Origin of the sequence: Pantoea sp. JGM49 (genome assembly GCF_018257655.1) — a bacterium.
Taxonomy (GTDB): domain Bacteria; phylum Pseudomonadota; class Gammaproteobacteria; order Enterobacterales; family Enterobacteriaceae; genus Pantoea; species Pantoea communis.
This window is the reverse complement of record NZ_JAERJM010000004.1, coordinates 1-17,973: the sequence shown is the minus strand read 5'-3', so window position 1 is coordinate 17,973 and position 17,973 is coordinate 1. Positions and strand designations below refer to the sequence as shown.

General features: G+C 52.6%; 17 protein-coding genes and 1 pseudogene. 10 read left to right on the top strand and 8 right to left on the bottom strand.

Annotation, left to right across the window (positions count from 1 at the left end):
- Positions 1-46 precede the first annotated feature (46 nt).
- Positions 47-1,429, top strand: a complete 1,383-nt coding sequence (locus JK231_RS08165; RefSeq protein ID WP_160832745.1) for a D-arabinono-1,4-lactone oxidase — start codon at positions 47-49, stop codon at positions 1,427-1,429.
- 20 nt (positions 1,430-1,449) lie between these two features.
- The gene (locus JK231_RS08160) at positions 1,450-2,277 is read left to right on the top strand and encodes a glycosyltransferase family 8 protein (protein WP_211728344.1); all 828 of its coding nucleotides are present in this window, start codon (positions 1,450-1,452) and stop codon (positions 2,275-2,277) included.
- 38 nt (positions 2,278-2,315) lie between these two features.
- Here JK231_RS08160 and JK231_RS08155 read toward each other — a convergent pair whose 3' ends face one another.
- On the bottom strand, positions 2,316-3,338 hold the full coding sequence (locus JK231_RS08155) for an LLM class flavin-dependent oxidoreductase (RefSeq protein WP_211728343.1): 1,023 nt from the start codon (positions 3,336-3,338) through the stop codon (positions 2,316-2,318).
- 217 nt (positions 3,339-3,555) lie between these two features.
- Here JK231_RS08155 and JK231_RS08150 point away from each other — a divergent pair, with 217 nt between their 5' ends.
- On the top strand, positions 3,556-4,605 hold the full coding sequence (locus JK231_RS08150; RefSeq protein WP_211728342.1) for a fatty acid desaturase: 1,050 nt from the start codon (positions 3,556-3,558) through the stop codon (positions 4,603-4,605).
- Entirely contained in the window at positions 4,493-5,287 is a 795-nt protein-coding gene (locus tag JK231_RS08145; protein WP_211728341.1) for a PhnD/SsuA/transferrin family substrate-binding protein, read from the top strand. The genes JK231_RS08150 and JK231_RS08145 overlap by 113 nt, the downstream gene beginning before the upstream one ends.
- 109 nt (positions 5,288-5,396) lie before the next feature.
- On the opposite strand, the gene fusA is transcribed toward JK231_RS08145, so the two are convergent.
- Positions 5,397-7,496 carry an elongation factor G gene (fusA, locus tag JK231_RS08140; RefSeq protein WP_211728340.1) on the bottom strand — a complete coding sequence of 700 codons (2,100 nt, stop codon included), beginning with the start codon at positions 7,494-7,496 and terminating at the stop codon, positions 5,397-5,399.
- A gap of 215 nt (positions 7,497-7,711) precedes the next feature.
- On the opposite strand from fusA, the gene JK231_RS08135 reads away from it, so the two are divergent.
- Positions 7,712-8,623, top strand: a complete 912-nt coding sequence (locus JK231_RS08135) for a ketopantoate reductase family protein (RefSeq protein WP_160832739.1) — start codon at positions 7,712-7,714, stop codon at positions 8,621-8,623.
- A gap of 170 nt (positions 8,624-8,793) precedes the next feature.
- On the opposite strand, the gene JK231_RS08130 is transcribed toward JK231_RS08135, so the two are convergent.
- A complete protein-coding gene (locus JK231_RS08130; protein WP_211728339.1) occupies positions 8,794-9,564 on the bottom strand; it encodes a YdcF family protein in 771 nt (256 codons plus the stop codon).
- A 99-nt stretch (positions 9,565-9,663) separates the two neighbouring features.
- Between JK231_RS08130 and JK231_RS08125 the strand changes: the two genes are divergently transcribed.
- A complete protein-coding gene (locus JK231_RS08125) occupies positions 9,664-10,731 on the top strand; it encodes a LacI family DNA-binding transcriptional regulator (protein ID WP_160832737.1) in 1,068 nt (355 codons plus the stop codon).
- A gap of 97 nt (positions 10,732-10,828) precedes the next feature.
- On the opposite strand, the gene tmaR is transcribed toward JK231_RS08125, so the two are convergent.
- From tmaR to dacD, 4 genes are all read right to left on the bottom strand, one after another.
- Positions 10,829-11,149 (bottom strand): PTS system regulator TmaR, encoded by a 321-nt coding sequence (gene tmaR / locus JK231_RS08120; protein WP_034824689.1) that lies wholly within the window; start codon positions 11,147-11,149, stop codon positions 10,829-10,831.
- 161 nt (positions 11,150-11,310) lie between these two features.
- A complete protein-coding gene (locus tag JK231_RS08115) occupies positions 11,311-12,369 on the bottom strand; it encodes an FUSC family protein (RefSeq protein ID WP_211728338.1) in 1,059 nt (352 codons plus the stop codon).
- A gap of 159 nt (positions 12,370-12,528) precedes the next feature.
- Positions 12,529-12,993, bottom strand: coding sequence for a GyrI-like domain-containing protein (locus tag JK231_RS08110; RefSeq protein WP_211728337.1), 465 nt, complete (start codon positions 12,991-12,993; stop codon positions 12,529-12,531).
- 83 nt (positions 12,994-13,076) lie between these two features.
- On the bottom strand, positions 13,077-14,243 hold the full coding sequence (dacD, locus tag JK231_RS08105) for a serine-type D-Ala-D-Ala carboxypeptidase DacD (RefSeq protein ID WP_211728336.1): 1,167 nt from the start codon (positions 14,241-14,243) through the stop codon (positions 13,077-13,079).
- A 488-nt stretch (positions 14,244-14,731) separates the two neighbouring features.
- On the opposite strand from dacD, the gene JK231_RS08100 reads away from it, so the two are divergent.
- Genes JK231_RS08100 through JK231_RS08090 form a run of 3 tightly spaced genes read left to right on the top strand, consistent with a single transcriptional unit; the run spans position 14,732 to position 17,632 of the window.
- On the top strand, positions 14,732-15,097 hold the full coding sequence (locus JK231_RS08100) for a GtrA family protein (RefSeq protein WP_211728335.1): 366 nt from the start codon (positions 14,732-14,734) through the stop codon (positions 15,095-15,097).
- Positions 15,094-15,999, top strand: a complete 906-nt coding sequence (locus JK231_RS08095; RefSeq protein WP_211728334.1) for a glycosyltransferase family 2 protein — start codon at positions 15,094-15,096, stop codon at positions 15,997-15,999. Before JK231_RS08100 ends, JK231_RS08095 begins: the two co-directional genes overlap by 4 nt.
- Positions 16,000-16,027: 28 nt before the next feature.
- Complete coding sequence (locus tag JK231_RS08090; RefSeq protein ID WP_211728333.1) at positions 16,028-17,632, top strand: DUF6311 domain-containing protein; 1,605 nt, start codon at positions 16,028-16,030, stop codon at positions 17,630-17,632.
- A gap of 29 nt (positions 17,633-17,661) precedes the next feature.
- Here the strand turns inward: JK231_RS08090 and JK231_RS25470 are convergent.
- Positions 17,662-17,757 (bottom strand): annotated as a pseudogene (locus JK231_RS25470) (hypothetical protein); the annotation flags it as partial.
- Between the two features lie 128 nt (positions 17,758-17,885).
- On the opposite strand from JK231_RS25470, the gene JK231_RS08085 reads away from it, so the two are divergent.
- On the top strand, positions 17,886-17,973 hold an 88-nt coding region (locus JK231_RS08085; protein WP_211728469.1), incomplete at its 3' end, for a transposase.

The window sequence follows — 17,973 nt, the reverse complement described above, 5'->3', positions numbered from 1 at the left end:
TTAAAGCTTTGGGACCGTCACAGACCTCAGTATAAGGAACGCCGTAGTGAACAGAGATTCCCTCCTTTACCCCCTTCGCAACCCGCAAAATACCGAGCACGACAGTGTCCTGTGGAACTGGGCGCAAAACACCGTGGTGGGCCAGCGTGAGCAAGTTCATCAGCCGCAAAACGAAGCCGAACTGCAACAGCTGCTGAGTTCGTCAACAGGTAAAGTGCGCGTCATCGGCAGCCGTTTATCACCCGGCCGCATGCTGTGTGTGAATGCCGACGATCTGTTACTCGATCTCAGCGCCATGCAAGGCGTATTGGGAGAGGATAACGACAGCATCACTTTCGCGGCAGGCACGCTGCTGCAGCATGTGTTCGACGCACTCACCGCGCGAAATCGCATGTTAGGCTGTTCGCCAGGCGTGATATCCGTTCAGACGCTGGCGGGCGCAATAGCGACGGGCACCCATGGCCAGGGATTGGATCAGAGTTCACTGGCGGATGAAGTGATAAGCATCCGCATGGTTATGGCCGACGGCAGCGTGCGGGAGTTTCAACGTGGCGATAGTGATTTCCCTGCGGCGCAAACCTCATTAGGTTCGCTGGGGATTGTGACCGCCGTGACGATGCGCACCCAGCCGTTCCGCCTGTTTACCTGCCATAAATTTGCCGAGTCCGCCGATACGCTGGAGCAGGATCTGCCGCGCTGGAATCAGCAGTATGAACTGAGCAAAGCCTGGTGGTTTGTGGATGACAACCTGATGCACGTCTGGAATGCCAACCCCGCCAGTGAAGCAGATGTTCAGGCGTGGCACACCAATGGCGGCGAGGTGATCGAGCATGGCGACGACACTGATAGCAGTCTGAATGACACCATCGATCAGACGCTGGCGCAGATGCATCGTGATACGCAAATTGAAGGTAAAGGTGGTAAACAGTTTCGCACCGTCACGCGCTTCCGCGATTTCACCGACCTCAGCGGCGACATCTATCAGCTGTTTTGTCGCGGTATTGCCGTGCCGCAAATCAACGTGGAAATTGGTGTGCCGTTGAATAAAACGCCGGAGATTATCAGCAAAATCAAAGCCTGGTATGCCGAGAATCATCCACACATGCACTACCCCATCATTCTGCGCTGCACGGGCGCGTCAGAAGCCTGGCTCAGTCCAGCGTATCAGCAGCCGACCTGTTTCTTTGGCTTCGTAGTCTATTACGCCGATGACGGTTCGCTGTCACAGGACGGTCTGCATTTCCTCACCGAGGTCGAGAAATTACTGGCAGCAGAAGGCGGACGACCGCACTGGGGAAAATACTACGATCCGCAGCGCTACAGCTGGCGGGATATCTATCCACAGTGGGATGCGTTCCGCGCGGTGCGGGAACAACTCGATCCGCAGCGTCGTTTTAGCAATGACTATGTCACGGCTTTGTTTGATTGAATTTTGACGGGGGAGAATGTATGTACGCCTGGGTAACACTACTGACACAACCGGATTATTTTATCGGCGTGAAAGCGCTGCACCGTTCACTGAAACGCAGCGAAACCGCATGGCCATTGATTGTGATGGTGACCGATGCGATTGACATCGAAACGCGTGAAGATTTGCAGGCTTTAGGCTGTGTGATTCATCCAGTCGATCCTCTGATGCCGAATGCGGACCTGGAGCAGCATTATGCCTCTGCGCAATTTGGTGAAGTGTGGAGCAAGCTGCGGGCATGGGAACTGACCGGCTGTGAGCGCGTGGTATTTCTTGATGCCGACATGCTGGTGCTGCGCAATATGGATGAGCTGTTTACGCTGGATCTCGGCGATCATGCGCTGGCCGCCTGTCACGCTTGTCGCTGCAATCCGAATAAAATCGCCAGTTATCCCGCCAGCTGGCAGCCGGAAAATTGCCACTATACCTGGCAGGATCGCGGTGAAGCGGCACCTGCCAGCCTGGACCGCTATCTGAATGGTGGCTTTTTGGTGCTCGAACCGGATGAAGAGGTGTTTAGCTGGCTACAGCAAAAAGTCGCTGCTATCACTGATCTACGCCGCTATCCGTTCTCTGAACAGGATTTACTTAATGAAGTGTTTGAGAATCGCTGGCTGCCGCTGCCGTATATTTACAACGCGCTGAAAACGCTGCCATTCCAGCACAGTGCCATGTGGCGGGAAGAGGATGTAAAAAACCTGCATTTTATTCTGGCCAAGCCGTGGAAGCGCGATCTCAATCAACCTGAAAGCGAACGCGACCGCTACTACGCATTGGATAAGCTGTGGTGGGAGTTAGGGGTTAATTAAGAAAAGAGGCGCACTTCGCAAAGTGCGCCTCTTTAGTTTTAACGCCAGCCCAGTTCCGGTGCCACATGGGTCAGAATACTTTCCATCACGTGCGCACAGTAATCCACGCCCAGCTGGTTAGGGATGGTGAGCAGCAGCGTATCGGCTTCGGCGATTCCTTCGTCCTGAGCCAGCTGTTTGATCAACTGCTCTGGCTCTGCCGCATAGCTACGACCAAAGATGGCGCGGGTTTTCTCATCGAGGAAGCCCACGGAGTCCTGATCCTGACCACTGCGACCAAAGTAAGCACGGTCGATATCATTGGTCAGCGCAAAGATACTGCGGCTCACTGACACACGCGGCGTGCGCTGATGTCCGGCGGCTTTCCAGGCTTCACGGTAAGCGCGAATCTGTTTCGCCTGCTGGATGTGGAACGGTTCGCCAGTTTCATCATCCTTCAGGGTGGAGCTTTGCAGATTCATGCCCTGCTGTGCTGCCCAGACTGATGTCGCATTTGAACCGGAACCCCACCAGATACGCTCACGCAGCCCTTCTGAGAATGGCTCCAGACGCAGTAAGCCCGGTGGATTCGGGAACATCGGCTGTGGATTCGGTTTAGCAAAACCCTCACCGCGCAGCACTTCCAGCAACTCTTCGGTATGACGACGTCCCATATCGGCATCGGTTTCACCCTCTTTCGGGTTAAAATCAAAGTAGCGATAGCCTTCAATCACCTGCTCCGGGGAGCCGCGGCTCAGACCGAGTTGCAGACGACCGTTAGAAATCAGGTCTGCCGCACCGGCATCTTCCGCCATATACAGCGGGTTTTCATAACGCATATCGATCACGCCAGTACCAATCTCAATGCGATTGGTTTTGGCACCGACTGCCGCCAGCAGCGGGAACGGCGAGCTTAACTGACGCGCGAAGTGGTGCACGCGATAGTAAGCGCCATCCGCGCCCAACTCTTCTGCAGCCACGGCTAAATCGATGGATTGCAGTAACACGTCCTGAGCGGAACGGGTGGCTGACTGCGATGACGGGGTCCAGTGACCAAAGGATAAGAAGCCAATCTTTTTCATGGTGAAATTCTCCAGGGGGACCGTACTGGCCCGCACATGATGCATTAGGTTTCGATGGAGAAAGGTTACGCCAGGCGAGAGGTGACTAATAGCCAATAGTTTTCGCGCGCTTCATCAACTTTTTTGCATAAGTCATAAAAACACGGTCTTTGTGTTTATCACGATGATCAATCATCTTGCGGGGAATTCATCCGATTCACAGGTTTATGGCATCCGCATGGCAAACGACTATATCAATGCACAGCAGCGTGAAGTGGTGCATCAGCTGGGCCGCAATTGGTTGTGGCGCAGTGAACTGCCCACCTGGGCGCTGATGGTCGGAGTGTATGGTGGCTGGTTTGGCTGCGTCATCTATTGGCAAACGCCGGGTCTGTTTTTAACCACTCTGCTGCTGATTGTGTTCACCACCTGGTATATGTCGCTGCAGCATGAGCTGATCCATGGCCATCCCACGCGTTTTCCAGGGCTCAACCAGCTGTTTGGTACCCTGCCGCTGGCGTTGTGGTATCCCTATGGGCTGTATCGCGATTCCCATCTGGCACATCACCGCAATCACATCCTCACCGAACCGGATGAAGATCCGGAAACCTATTACCTGTCGCCGGAACGCTGGGCACAGCTCAAGCCGTGGCAGCAACGCTTGATTCACCTGCGTAATACGTTTCCCGGCCGTTTGCTGTTAGGTCCGCTGCTGGATATCGTGGCGACCCTGAAGATGATGCTTTTGGCGCGTGATCGTGCCGCTATTTCGATGTGGGTGATTCATCTGACGCTGCTGGCTGGGCTTTTCTACTGGATGCAGCAGCAAGGATTGTCGCCGCTGTGGTTCGTGGTTGCCGTGAGTTATCCGGCATTGGCGTTGACCAAAATACGTTCTTTCTACGAGCATCGCGCAGAAGAAGCCCCGCTGGCCCGCTCCGTGAACAATGAAGCCGCCTGGCCGTGGCGTTGGCTATTTCTGAATCTCAACTATCATTCTGTACATCACGATCTGCCCGGTTTGCCCTGGTACGGCTTGCGCAAAGTCTATCTGCTGTATCGCGACGGCTACCATCAGCGCAATCACGGTTTCCGCGTCGCGGGTTATGGCGAGTGGTTGCTGCGCTTCTGGCGCAAACCGGTCAACGTTAACGCCCATCCGGGAACGCACAAGGATGCACAGCATGCCGATCATTTCACTGCCGATGTACGATATTCATCATCCAACGACGCTTGGCCTGACTGCTGCGCTAACGACGCTGCTGAAACAACGCGGCGTGCAGGCTGAAGTAGAGTGGCACAACGAACTCTTACCCCACTGGCGCGACGCTGATTTGCTGTTAAGCCAGACCTGCGGCTATCCGCTGGTGGCTTTATTGCCTGATGTGCAACTGGTTGGGGCATTTCAATCCAGCGCGCAAGGCTGTGAGGGACTGCGCTATCGCAGTTGGCTGGTGGCGCGCAAAGAGGATGAAAATCTTACCCTGAGCGATTTTCGTGGTCGCCGCGCGGTGTGCAACAGTGATGACTCGCACTCGGGCTACAATTCGCTGCGCTACGTGATCGCGCCACTGGCACACGACGGGCATTTCTTCAGTGAAGCGCTGCAGAGTGGCAGTCATCGTCAATCGTTGGCCGCGTTGCGTGAACAGCGAGCGGATATCGCGGCGATCGATTGCATCACCTGGGCACTGTTGCGTGCTCATCACCCTGAAGAACTGGCCGGGTTAGAGATCATTGGTGAAACCCCGCTGTGTGCCGCACTGCCGTTAATCACCTCAGCAAAAACCGATGCCAAAACGCTTGAGCGTCTGCGCAGCGCCTTGACCGAACTCACTACTGATAAGAAGCATCAGCAGTTGCTGGCAGCGAGTCTAATCAGCGGTTTTGCGGTGCCAGAGCGGGCGTTTTACGATGAGGTGCAAGCGTGGGAAGATCAAGCAGCGGAATACGGCGTGAAGTTGCTGTGATTTGAACAGCCGCGATGTAATTTATCGCGCAACGACCATCTTTCATCGCGCTGCAGCTATACGCAATATATCGCGCAGCTTAAAGGCGGCATCCTTGCCGCCCAAAAAATCACTCTGCGCGTGACGCAATAATTCCCTCGGCCACATTGCGTGGCGCTTCAGCGTAATGCGCAAATTCCATGCTGTAAGTGGCACGGCCCTGCGACATGGATCGCAGCGTGGTGGCGTAGCCAAACATCTCTGACAGCGGCACTTCGGCTCGGATGATGCGCGCACCAAAGCGCTCATCCATACCTTGCAGCGTACCGCGACGCGAAGAGAGATCGCCCATCACCCCACCGGCGTAATCCTCTGGCGTTTCCACCTCCACCTGCATCACCGGCTCAAGGATCACCGGATCGGCCTGTTTAGCCGCCGCTTTGAAACCAAAAATCGCCGCCATGCGGAAAGCCATTTCCGAAGAGTCGACGTCATGATACGAACCGAAGGTCAGTGTGGCCTTGAGATCCACCACTGGATAGCCCGCCAGCACGCCGGAATTGAGCGCTTCACGAATCCCCTTCTCCACCGAAGGAATAAACTCGCGTGGCACTACGCCGCCCTTGGTGGCATCTTCAAAGGCAAAACCTGCGCCTGCTGCCTGCGGCTCCAGCGTCAGCACCACGTGGCCATACTGACCTTTACCACCCGACTGGCGCACAAACTTGCCTTCCACATCGCGCACCGTCTTACGAATGGTTTCGCGATAGGTGACCTGTGGCCGACCAATGTTGGCTTCCACACCGAATTCACGCTTCATGCGATCAACGATGATCTCCAGATGCAACTCACCCATACCGGAGATAATCGTCTGCCCCGACTCTTCATCGGTGTGCAGGCGGAATGACGGATCTTCTGCGGCCAAACGCTGCAACGCCAGCCCCATTTTCTCCTGATCTGCCTTGGTTTTCGGCTCAATCGACAGCGAAATTACCGGGTCCGGGAACTCCATGCGTTCCAGGGTGATCACCGCATTCGGATCGCACAGCGTTTCGCCAGTGGTCACCTCTTTCAAACCGACACAGGCGGCTATATCACCCGCACGAATCTCCTCGATTTCGATGCGATCGTTAGCCTGCATCTGCACGATACGTCCGATGCGCTCCTTACGCCCTTTCACCGCATTCCACACGCTATCGCCTTTGCGCAATACACCGGAGTAAACACGCACGAAGGTGAGTTGGCCCACATAGGGATCGCTCATCAGTTTGAAGGCCAGCGCCGAGAACGGTTCATCGTCATCAGCATGGCGCTCATCGTGCTCGCCTTTTTCGTTCACACCGGAAACCGGCGGCACGTCCAGCGGCGACGGCATCAGCTCAATCACCGCATCAAGCATGCGCTGCACACCTTTGTTTTTGAACGCGCTACCACACAGCATCGGCTGGATCTCGCCAATCAATGTGCGCTGACGTAAGCCCGCGATGACCTCTTCTTCGCTCAGGTCACCCTGCTCCAGATAACGATCCATCAACGCTTCACTGGCTTCCGCCGCAGCAGCCACCATATTCTCACGCCATTCGGCAGCCAGCGCCTGCAACTCATCAGGGATTGGCGCATAGCTGAACGTCATGCCCTGGCTGGCTTCATCCCAGTAGATGGCGCGCATCTTGTTGAGATCCACTACGCCTGCAAAATGCTCTTCCGCACCAATCGGAATCACGATCGGTACCGGATTGGCATGCAGACGATCTTTCATCATCTGCACTACGCGGAAAAAGTCCGCACCCTGGCGATCCATCTTATTAACGAAAGCAATGCGCGGCACATGATACTTGTTGGCCTGGCGCCACACGGTTTCCGATTGCGGCTGTACGCCACCGACGGCGTCATACACCATCACGGCACCATCCAGCACGCGCATGGATCGCTCCACTTCGATGGTGAAATCGACGTGTCCGGGTGTGTCGATGATGTTGATGCGGTGCGGCGTGAAGCTGCCATCCATGCCCGGCCAGTAGCAGCTTACTGCCGCCGAGGTGATGGTAATGCCGCGCTCTTGCTCCTGCGCCATCCAGTCTGTGGTTGCCGCGCCATCGTGCACTTCACCCAACTTGTGACTCATCCCGGTGTAAAACAGAATGCGCTCAGTGGTGGTGGTTTTACCGGCATCGATGTGCGCGGAGATGCCGATATTGCGATAACGTTCGATAGGTAGGGGTCGGGGCATGATGCGTCCTTAGTCTGTTCGACTGGATAAATGGGGCGAGCACCATTGCCCGCCGCTGCGCAACAGCATAGACCCATTGTACGAATAAATACGAACAGTTTGAGCCTTTTTTAGCCATCGGAAAAATCTTGTGACGGTTTCAGCATTTACGGGCTGGCAAGCTCAGCCCTTCCCGATTTATGGTAAGGACTTCACTCTCAACGGGAAATTTAACCATGCGCATTCTGGTTGTCGGCGCCGGTGCCACCGGCGGGTATTTCGGTGCACGTCTGGCGCAAGCAGGACGTGATGTGACTTTTCTGGTGCGCGAGCGCCGTTTTCAGCAACTGCATCAAAACGGTCTGGTGCTAAAAACACCGGGCGGCACAGAAGTGATTCACCCGCAGCTGGCGCAAACCGGCAAGCTGACAGGCCAATTTGATCTGATCATTCTGACGGTGAAAAGCTTCGGGCTCGATCAGGCTATCGAGGATATCGCACCCGCCGTCGGGCCAGAAACACTGATCATGCCGATCCTCAACGGCATGCGGCATATCGATACGCTGCGCGCACGCTTTGGCGACAAGGTGATTGGCGGCTTGTGTAAAATCAACGCCACGCTGGGTGAACAAGGTGAAGTGGTGCAGATGACGCCGCTGCATATTCTCTACTACGGTGCACTCGATGGGCACAATGATGCACGTCTGCAACGTGTCAATGAAACGCTGAACATCGCGCAATTCGATACGGTCTTTGCTGACAACATCATCAGCGAACTGTGGGAGAAGTGGCTGCTGCTCAGCACATTAGGGGCGGTGTGCTGCATCGCGCGAGGTAATACCCAACAGGTGTTGCGATCCCAAGGTGGTGAAGCCTTGTTGCAGGGGATTTTTACTGAGGTGCTTTCCGTGCTTGGTGCTGACGGCTATCAGGAACGGCCAGCGGTAACGGCAAAGATTTATGAGACGCTAAATAATCCGCAGGTGGCGATGACCTCCTCGATGTATCGCGACTTAACCCAGGGTTATGAGATTGAGGCGGACCAGGTGATTGGCGATCTGCTGGTGCGAGGCGCACGCAGTGGCGTGGTGACGCCGTTGTTGAATGCGGTGTATGTGAATTTGCAGGTGTATTTGCAGAATCGTTAAATCGCAGGTTAATACCGTTGCGGTGCAATATTATCGCGCGAATCTGAGAAGGCTAATTCGCTGACTTATGCGCAATGAATTGCGCCGCTACGGGGTTAGGCGTGAGTCTGATAGAGCCAAATCGCCGCCCCATGCGCAATAAAGTGCGCCGCATCGGGGTTATACGCGTTTTATCCAAGCCGCGACTGCACGCCTTTCAGTTGCATCAAGCGCTGCCAGCCTGCTTCTACCTCGTCCGGGATATCCACATGCCCGAGGAAACCTTTGCCGCGTGGACCGTAGCCGTTTTCATCATCGCGCAGGCGCTGGATCTCGCCCATCAGCAGCGAAAGAAAACGCTCCATCGACCACAATCCTTGCGGTGGCGCACCGATAATGCGCAGCATACCCGCATCCATCATCACCTGCGGAATAAACACCGGCCAGCTGATAAATTCGGGTGCGTCGGCACGGTCACGCCACTGGTAGCGGAAAGTTTCCCAGGTGCGTCGCTGCATCAGTGGGTCCTGCACCAACAGTACATGCTGCGGCTGCCACTTCTGCTCATCGAGCAGTTTTTGGCTGAAAGCGGCATTCTCACCACAGTTGCGTGAGGCGGTCTCCAGCAGCAGCTGCTCGTCCGGCAGTGCGGCAAACACCCGCGCCATGTCGCCCAGCAGCTCTGCTTCGCTTTTACCTTGGGTAGAAATCTGACGATAAAGGGGATGATTAGCAATCATCTCCGCCAGTAACACCGTAGAATGACCGATACCGCCGCTGATCATCAGAGGCAGCTGATACTTCTTCGCCAGTGCTATCACACCTTCAACGTTGGGCAGTACCGCGTGACCGGCAAGAATTGCCAAATCAACCTCGAGCGTGCCATCTGTCGGCATGTGGTCAAGCGCCAGCCAGGCCGCAAGCGTATTGATATCCTGAATCTGTTGGCTATTGAGCTGCATCGCGTTCTCCTCGCATTAACACTGGCAGTGTAGCGGCTTAACTCCGCGACAGCAGAGAAAAATTTGCTACACTCGCCGCTATCAGATTCAGGAGAGTTTATGACTGCGCGTTCCGTTACCCTCGATGATGTCGCTGCACTGGCGGGGGTTTCCTACCAGACCGTTTCCCGTGTGCTCAACCATTCCGTGCAGGTTTCGCCACGCACGCGCGCCAAAGTCGAAGCCGCGATGCAACAGCTGAACTATGTGCCCAACCGCGTGGCACAGCAGCTGGCAGGAAAAGCCACGCGCACGCTGGGGCTGGCCACCAGCGATCTGGCATTGATGGCCCCGGCACAGATTGCCTCTGCGATCCATGAACGTGCCGCCGCACAGGGTTACCATCTGGTGATCGCCATGGCGAATGCGGCCGGAAATGCCCAGGACACGGTGAATGAACTGCTGGCGCAGCGCGTTGATGCACTACTCATCAACCTGCCGCTCGATGCTGAACAGGCGGCGCAGGTGCAGCAGCAGTGCGGCAGTAAGCCTGTGCTGTTTCTCGATGTTGAACAACATGCTGCTGTCAGCCAGTGCCAGTATCAGAGTGAATCGGGTGCGCAGCAGGCAGTGGAGCATCTCGTCGCGCTGGGCCACCAGCAGATTGGCGTGCTGAATGGGCCTGAAAGTTCGGCTTCGGCGCGGGCGCGCTTCACTGCATGGCAACGGGCGTTATCGTCACACCAGTTGCAGCCGATATGCGTACTGCATGGCGACTGGAGTGCGGCATCCGGGTATCAGGCGCTATTGCAGTTACTGCCGGACCGCCTGCCACAGGCCCTGCTGGTGGCGAACGATCAGATGGCGCTTGGGGCGATGCGTGCACTGCACCAACACGGCGTGAAAATTCCTGGAGAGATGTCGATTATTGGTTATGACGACACTGCCGAGAGCGCGTGGTATCAGCCGCCGCTCACCACCGTGCGTCAGGATTTGCAGCAGTTGGGTGCAGTATCTGTGGACCGCTTGTTGGCGGAACTGGCCGGAGAAGCTGTACAGCCCCTACCGCTGGTAACCGAGCTGATATTGCGCGAAACGACAGCTGCGCCGATGCATGGGGATGTGGATATAGCGGAGATCGCCGGTCAGTTGCAGGCATTAGCGCGACAATTAAAACCCAAAGCCTGACCAGGTTAAAGCAGCACAGGCTATTGCGCACGCCACGGCAGGCAGTGCGGAAGCCGTTACGCTGCAAAAAATTTGGGACCTTACGGTCCCAACATTTTTACTGCGGCTTTGGTTCACCCATCGCTTTCAACTTCTTCGACAGCTCGCGACGCTCTTTCGACAAGTCAGCATTTTTGATGATGTACTCATCGACGCGGTCTTCATAGTCCACACGCATGGATGCAATGATTTCCTGAATCGCCTCAACGCTCATGCCTGGTTTGATGTACTCGCTCAGGTTGTCCAGCAGCAACACACGTTTCTGGTTATCACGGACTTTCTTCTCGTTATCCACGATTTCGCGCTGCAGTTTGTTTTTACGACGAAACATACGTACAAACTCCAGAACGTCCTGAAATGATTGCTTGGCATTTTCCATGTTGGCACCTTTCTTTGAGCCTGCCGCGGCAGGCGGAATAGTCATGAGCTACAGCTTAGCGGCTTGCTAGCTGGATTCGCAATTTTCACAGCTAATTTCGGACTGGCACTTATCTTAGCGCAAAGAAAGGGTGATTCACATTAAGTCATTGCCTGAGAAAACTATTTGCGCAGTGCCAGACGGACCAGATCCGTAATGCGCTCCAGTTGACGCGCCTGTTCCAGACTCAACCACACGTAGCCATAGATCGCCGTGGTCTCTAAGCGCCCGCTGCGGTTGGCAATCAACTGTTCCAGTTCCTGGGTGATCTCCTCCAGTTCATGGCTGTTGGCGATCACCCCTTCCGTCTCCCCTTTCACCATCAATGTGGCCAGCGCTTTCAACGTGTCTTCGGTCATTTTCTGACTGCGGCGCAGCGTCGGGGCATTGAGCAGCAACAGATGGCTCTCACGTGATGACCACCATGCATCAATTTGCATCTGCATCGTGTTAACCATATTACGGTTGATGGTCTGAATCGCTTCAAACACTGATTTCGGAATACGCGTCTCTTTACTCGCCGGTTCCAGCAGCGCGCGCATTTTAATCACGCTGGAGAGCTGCTTCTGGAATGGTTTGTTCAGTCGCGGTTTCTCCAGCAGGTTGGCGGAAAAGCCGGTGTGATGCAGTTTCGCCATGGCGATAAACGAATCCGACAGCTGAATGCGCCAGTGCGTGTAGGCACGCTGAGCGAGAATCGCACTGAACAGCAGCGCCATAATCGAACCCAGGATCACATCGCCGCCACGCCACAGCGCCACAGTGAAGTCACCGGCCGGCGCACCCACCACCACGCCGAGCGTGATACCAATCAACAGCGCCATATAAGGATGTTTACCCAGCGTCAGATAGCCGCAAATAATCATCACCACGAAGCACCACGACAGCATCATTGGCAGTGAGATCAGCTCCAGCTTCAGGGCGATCAAACCCGATGCCAGCCCGGCAAACGTACCGCTGATGCGCTGGATGACGCGCGGAAACACATTGCCCCAGGTCGAGATCGGCCCCATCACCACCACCAGCGTGATTAGCGGCCAGGTGCCTTCCGGAATATCCGTCAAACGCACAAACAGAAAACAGAGCACAAAGGCGATAGCGATGCGCACGCCGTGCACAGCGCGATAGTGGCGGTAGAACCAGAACTCAATGGCAGAGATGGGTTTGTCGGCGCGTAACATGGTAGTCCGGGAACGATAAAAATTTGCGCGCTATGTTACCCTGGCGCGACACGAACATTGAGTGCTGCGCAGCACTATTTCCGCTCTTTTTTTGCGATTCAACAAGTGCGCTACATCTTATTTTCGCTTATGAAACGTAGAAGTAACGCACTGATGATATTAGTCGGCTGCACGTACCGGAATGTACATATCCACCAGCCAGTCGCCGCTGTCAGAGCCGTCGGAAAGGTAGTGTTCGAAGCAGGGACGATTATCCACCTGCCAGTCGGTTTTCGTCTTGAGATGATCAAACAGGCTGTGCCAGGCGGTGAAGAAATCGTTGTTCATCACTTCCATGCGCGCATGAAAATATTGCCCACCGGGCAGCAGGCCTTGCTCGATGTCGTCACTATAAGAGGGCACAGCATCGGTGGGCGCAGTGATCACCGTTTCAACGCACAGCTCTTCCGGCGGAAGAATTTCAGGATTACCGTAATAGATGGCCAGCCATTCGCCTTCGACACCATGCTGCTCGACCCAGCTTTTTAGCTGGTTAAATCCGCGCGGCACCGTTTCCTGCCACGGACCCTGCAAATGGTAGCCCTGCCAGCTTTGAGGATTGCGCTCGACGATTGATGCTTTCATACCTTTGCCTCCGTTCAGCAGCAGAAAGCCCGCTCTGGCCGCTCCCCGATATCGACGGGAGCGGCCGCGACATCCGCTGCGGATTACAGTTTCTGTTTTATGTAGTCACTGATACGCGTGATGATGCCGGCTTTATCCACACCTTGTAGGGCATACAGCGGATAGCTCGCCAGCTGCTTGTCTTTGTCCATTACCTGGATTTCACCCACCTGCTCACCGGCTTTCAGCGGTGCTTCCAGATCTTTACGCTCAATCACATATTTCGCCATGACGTTTGAAACTTCGTTGCGCGGCAGAGACAGATAAATATCCTGAGTGGTGCCGACATCCACTTTGTGCGGATTGCCGTACCAGACGTTTTCGGTGCCGATTTTCTTACCCGCATGGAACAGTTGCACGGTATCGAAGTTGTTCTGACCCCACACCAGCAGTTTACGCGCCTGCTCTTCACGTCCTTTCGAGCTCTTACCGCCCATGATCACCGCAATCAGGCGATGACGACCAACAATGTTTGACGCGATGATGTTGAAACCTGCCGTTTCAGTATGGCCTGTTTTCATGCCATCAACGTGAAGGTTTTGATCCCATAACAAACCGTTACGGTTGTTTTGCGTAATCCCGTTCCAACTCAGGGTTTTCTCCGCGTACATGGCGTAGAAATCCTGCTCACCATTGATGATGGCACGCGACAGCACCGCTAAATCACGCGCGGTGGTGTGCTGGCCGGGTGCATCCAGGCCGTGCACGGTTTCAAAATGGGTATGCGTCAGACCGAGCTTCTGTACGTAGTTGTTCATCATATTGACGAAGCTGTCCTGGCTGCCCGCCACATAATCCGCCAGCGCCACACAGGCGTCATTGCCGGAATCGATGATCACGCCACGCATCAGATCGCGTACCGTCACTTTGTCGCCGGGCTTGAGGAACATCAGTGAGGAGCCTTTGAACACCGGATTACCTGCAGCCCAGGCATCCTTACCCACGGTGACCACATCATCACGGGTGATTTTTTTCTGATCAACCGCGCGATCCACCACGTAGCCGGTCATCAGCTTGGTGAGGCTGGCCGGGTTACGCTCTTCATCGGGATTGCCGGCAGTAAGGATCTGGCCCGTGGTGGCGTCCATTAACACCCACGAAGCCGCATCGATCGGCGGAGGCGTCAGTGGGAATGGCATGCTGTCGTCAGCGTGTGCCAGTGATGCCCAAACAATCATTCCAGATACAGTTACCAGCAGACGCCTTTTCAACACTTCTTCCTCTAATCAAAAAATGAATTTACCGCCGCACGTTTTACGGCAATTAGCGCCTGGATAGTTGAATAAATTGAAAAAAAGTATGAACTGCGGACAAATGCTGTGCGCCTGCCCACAGCAGCGGTAAACAAGGTTGTGCTGCCTGCTGCACACGACTATTCTGTGCGTTGATTTTCTATTGCCAGGATACTGCCGTGCCCGCCTCTGAGTTCACCTTTTTGTCCACGCTTATGAGAATGGATGCTTTACCTGCTGATTTAACTATGTTTTTATTTTTCCGGTTTTTGTTTGGTACTCACTTTGGTACGCATCGAGATTTTTAGCATCTGCTTTACATTGCTGGCCGCCACTTCTCACCCCGCATCGACATAAAAGTAAAGGGTTTTTACCCGCCTCATCCAAATCTTATCAATTTTCCTTCGTTGTCTTGATCAGACCTTAACCCAATGCCAGAATCGACCTAATTTGAATACGGAAAAGCCATGTCTAAAATTTTTGCACGGTATGTCACTATCGGGGTGATCAATACAGCCATTCACTGGATTACATTCGCTATCTGCGTCGAGCGAGGGCAGCCTCAGTCGCTATCAAACTTCGTCGCCTTTTGTGTGGCCGTGACTTTCTCTTTCTTCGCTAACGCAAAATGGACATTTAACGCGGAAGCAACAACCATCCGCTACATGATGTATGTCTTATTTATGGGCCTGGTTGCCGTGATGATTGGATCGTATGCCGATAGGCTCAAGGTATCTCCGATCGCTACGCTCGTCGTTTTCTCAGCCATCAGCCTGGTGTGTGGTTTCGTTTATTCCAAGTACGTAGTTTTCAGGGAAAGAAAAAAGAAATGAAAATCTCTCTGGTTGTTCCCGTCTTTAATGAAGAGGAGGCGGTGCCTATTTTCTATCAGGCAGTGCGCCGCGAGTTGATAGATTATGAAGTTGAAGTAGTTTTCATAAATGACGGCAGCAAAGACGGAACAGAGAGCATCATTAATGCGCTGGCCGTTTCCGATCCCCTGGTTAAGTCGATTTCATTTACGAGAAATTTCGGCAAAGAGCCAGCTCTGTTTGCCGGTCTCGAGCACGCCACCGGCGATGCCATCATTCCAATCGACGTTGATTTACAGGACCCCATCACTGTTATCCCTCAACTCATAGAGAAGTGGCAGGGTGGCGCAGATGTTGTGCTGGCAAAGCGCACTGATCGCAGCACAGACAGTCATCTGAAGCGCAAAACAGCCGAGTGGTTCTATCGCCTTCATAACAAAATAAGCTCTCCAAATATTGAAGAGAATGTTGGTGACTTCAGGCTTATGTCCAGAGATACAGTGGAAAGCATTAAGCTCATGCCTGAGCGCAATCTTTTTATGAAGGGAATTCTTTCTTGGGTAGGAGGCCGGGTTGAACTGGTTGAGTATTCCCGAGCAGAACGTGTGGCAGGAATTTCTAAATTCAATGGCTGGAAGTTGTGGAATCTGGCACTCGAGGGAATAACCTCTTTTTCAACGTTCCCTCTGCGCGTGTGGACATACATTGGATTTATCGTGGCTGGATTGTCTTTCATTTACGGAGTATGGATGATTGCAGACAAGCTTGTATGGGGAAACCCTGTGGCTGGCTATCCTTCGTTACTCGTATCAATTCTGTTTCTTGGCGGGGTCCAATTGATCGGCATTGGGGTGTTAGGTGAATATATTGGTCGAATATATATAGAAACTAAACAGCGCCCCAAATACATCATAAAGAAGTAACTTATTAGCAAATAAGGGAATTAACTACATGCGTAACAATTTTAGGATCGACATATTTTCCTGGCTTTCTTTGTTTTTTGGGCTGGCCTCTTTTTTAATATTTTCTGATATTGCTATTTTAAACCCAACGAACATCTCTTGGCTGATGAGGGGTGACCCAGCTCAACATTATCTTGGCTGGAGCACATTTCGGCACACTCCGCTTCTGCAGTGGCCTGTTGGACTTAACTACAACTATGGTATGGCAATTAGTAGCTCAATTGTCTTCACTGATAGCATACCTCTCGTTGCTATCCCTTTAAAATACCTTAGCTCAATACTACCTGTGGAATTTCAATACTCTGGCATTTGGCTATTAATTTGCTACGTACTTCAATCACTTTTTGGTTATAAAATTTTCAATCACCTCACCAAAGATAAAGCATTCTCAATTGTTGGCGGATTCATCCTTTCTTTTGCACCAACATTACTTCTTCGCATGCAAGGTCATTATGCTTTATGTGCTCAATTTTTAGTTCTAGCCTCTTTTTTGCTTTATCTTAAGCCATTTTCATTCAGAAAATGGGCAGTTCTAATATGCATAACAGCTTCAGTGCATGCATATTTGCTAATGATGGTGCTAGCTGTTTTCTTTGTTAAAGTTGTTATTGAATTGTTTGAGTCGAGAGATTATAAGCGTTATATCACATCCTTCTTCGTGACATTACTATTATGCTTTATTCTTATGTATGCAGAAGGATATTTTGTAATAAGCAATGGGTTGGCCGCGGGAGGGTTTGGCGAATTCAGGTCTGACCTGCTTACGTTTTTCAATCCATTCTCCCCAGCCTTCTCAAGATTTTTAAGAGTCAACAACAACCAACTTGAAAATGGCGAGGGGTTAGGGTATCTAGGTTTTGGTGTAATAATATGCCTATCTGCGTTGTTGATAATGTTTTCTAAAAAAATAGAATGCAGCGGAAAGAAAATTTTGTCTCTTACTTACATTTTGCCTGCAGTAGGCCTTTTAGGTTTATACATCTTCGCGGTATCAAATGTAGTTTCTCTCCAAGGATTTGAAACATTCAGATTTAAACTCCCTGAATTCTTGGTTGGACCATTTAATACATTCCGTGCTAGCGGTAGGTTTATTTGGCCGGTGAGTTATTTCTTAATGATAGCATCTATTGTCTCCATATGGTTTCTAGCAAAAAAACATTGTTTACCTTTAATCATCTTAGTAGCGCTAGTACAGTTATTCGACATTTATAAGTTTGGCGACTTAGCGCGTGCAACTATTGAGACCACGTCGGAAAAATGGATAAAGAACGATATCAATGAGTATAATGTAGACTACTCAAGGTTTAATAGCGTTGCGATGATCCCGCCAAGGGATTTCACAGACAAAAGTAATGTAATATATTTATCTGCATTGCACGGTCTGCCTGTAAATGCGGGTTACATGGCTCGATATGATGTGATTAAGGATGCGGCGCAAAATAAAGAAATTGATGAATTGATTAAAAATAAGATTCTTGACAAGGATACCATATACTTCATTGGAGATTCAGCAAGAGACTTATCGTCTCTTTGCGGCAAAGGGTATATATGCCAAGATGGGTTCGCTGGCCTAATGATGTATAAATCAGAATAAAAAGGGGCGAAAGCCCTAATGCCAGTCAGTTAAGCCTGACTGGCATTTTTTCTTCTGGCTGTCGGATATTTATAGGGTCTCTCTTTCACCACCCTTGGGAACGAGCGCTCCCGTCGTCCCGGTAGTCTGACCATCTCTGCTATCGAACTTACGTCCTTTACCAGTTCCGGGATACGCCCAGGCGAAGCGCTGAATCGCTATGGGTTTAACAGACACCTCAGAGTCATTTAAGATGGCTTAAAGAGAGGTGCCCATGAGCGGTATGCGTTATCCAGAAGAGTTTAAAATTGAAGCAGTCAAACAGGTTGTTGATCGTGGCCATTCTGTTTCCAGCGTTGCAA

Excerpts from the sequence above, each read along its gene's own strand:
- JK231_RS08160 (WP_211728344.1), top strand. The coding sequence starts at position 1,450 with ATGTACGCCTGGGTAACACTACTGACACAACCGGATTATTTTATCGGC.
- JK231_RS08155 (WP_211728343.1), bottom strand. The coding sequence starts at position 3,338 with ATGAAAAAGATTGGCTTCTTATCCTTTGGTCACTGGACCCCGTCATCG.
- JK231_RS08150 (WP_211728342.1), top strand. The coding sequence starts at position 3,556 with ATGGCAAACGACTATATCAATGCACAGCAGCGTGAAGTGGTGCATCAG.
- JK231_RS08145 (WP_211728341.1), top strand. The coding sequence starts at position 4,493 with ATGCACAGCATGCCGATCATTTCACTGCCGATGTACGATATTCATCAT.
- fusA (WP_211728340.1), bottom strand. The coding sequence starts at position 7,496 with ATGCCCCGACCCCTACCTATCGAACGTTATCGCAATATCGGCATCTCC.
- JK231_RS08135 (WP_160832739.1), top strand. The coding sequence starts at position 7,712 with ATGCGCATTCTGGTTGTCGGCGCCGGTGCCACCGGCGGGTATTTCGGT.
- JK231_RS08130 (WP_211728339.1), bottom strand. The coding sequence starts at position 9,564 with ATGCAGCTCAATAGCCAACAGATTCAGGATATCAATACGCTTGCGGCC.
- JK231_RS08125 (WP_160832737.1), top strand. The coding sequence starts at position 9,664 with ATGACTGCGCGTTCCGTTACCCTCGATGATGTCGCTGCACTGGCGGGG.
- tmaR (WP_034824689.1), bottom strand. The coding sequence starts at position 11,149 with ATGGAAAATGCCAAGCAATCATTTCAGGACGTTCTGGAGTTTGTACGT.
- JK231_RS08115 (WP_211728338.1), bottom strand. The coding sequence starts at position 12,369 with ATGTTACGCGCCGACAAACCCATCTCTGCCATTGAGTTCTGGTTCTAC.
- JK231_RS08110 (WP_211728337.1), bottom strand. The coding sequence starts at position 12,993 with ATGAAAGCATCAATCGTCGAGCGCAATCCTCAAAGCTGGCAGGGCTAC.
- JK231_RS08100 (WP_211728335.1), top strand. The coding sequence starts at position 14,732 with ATGTCTAAAATTTTTGCACGGTATGTCACTATCGGGGTGATCAATACA.
- JK231_RS08095 (WP_211728334.1), top strand. The coding sequence starts at position 15,094 with ATGAAAATCTCTCTGGTTGTTCCCGTCTTTAATGAAGAGGAGGCGGTG.
- JK231_RS08090 (WP_211728333.1), top strand. The coding sequence starts at position 16,028 with ATGCGTAACAATTTTAGGATCGACATATTTTCCTGGCTTTCTTTGTTT.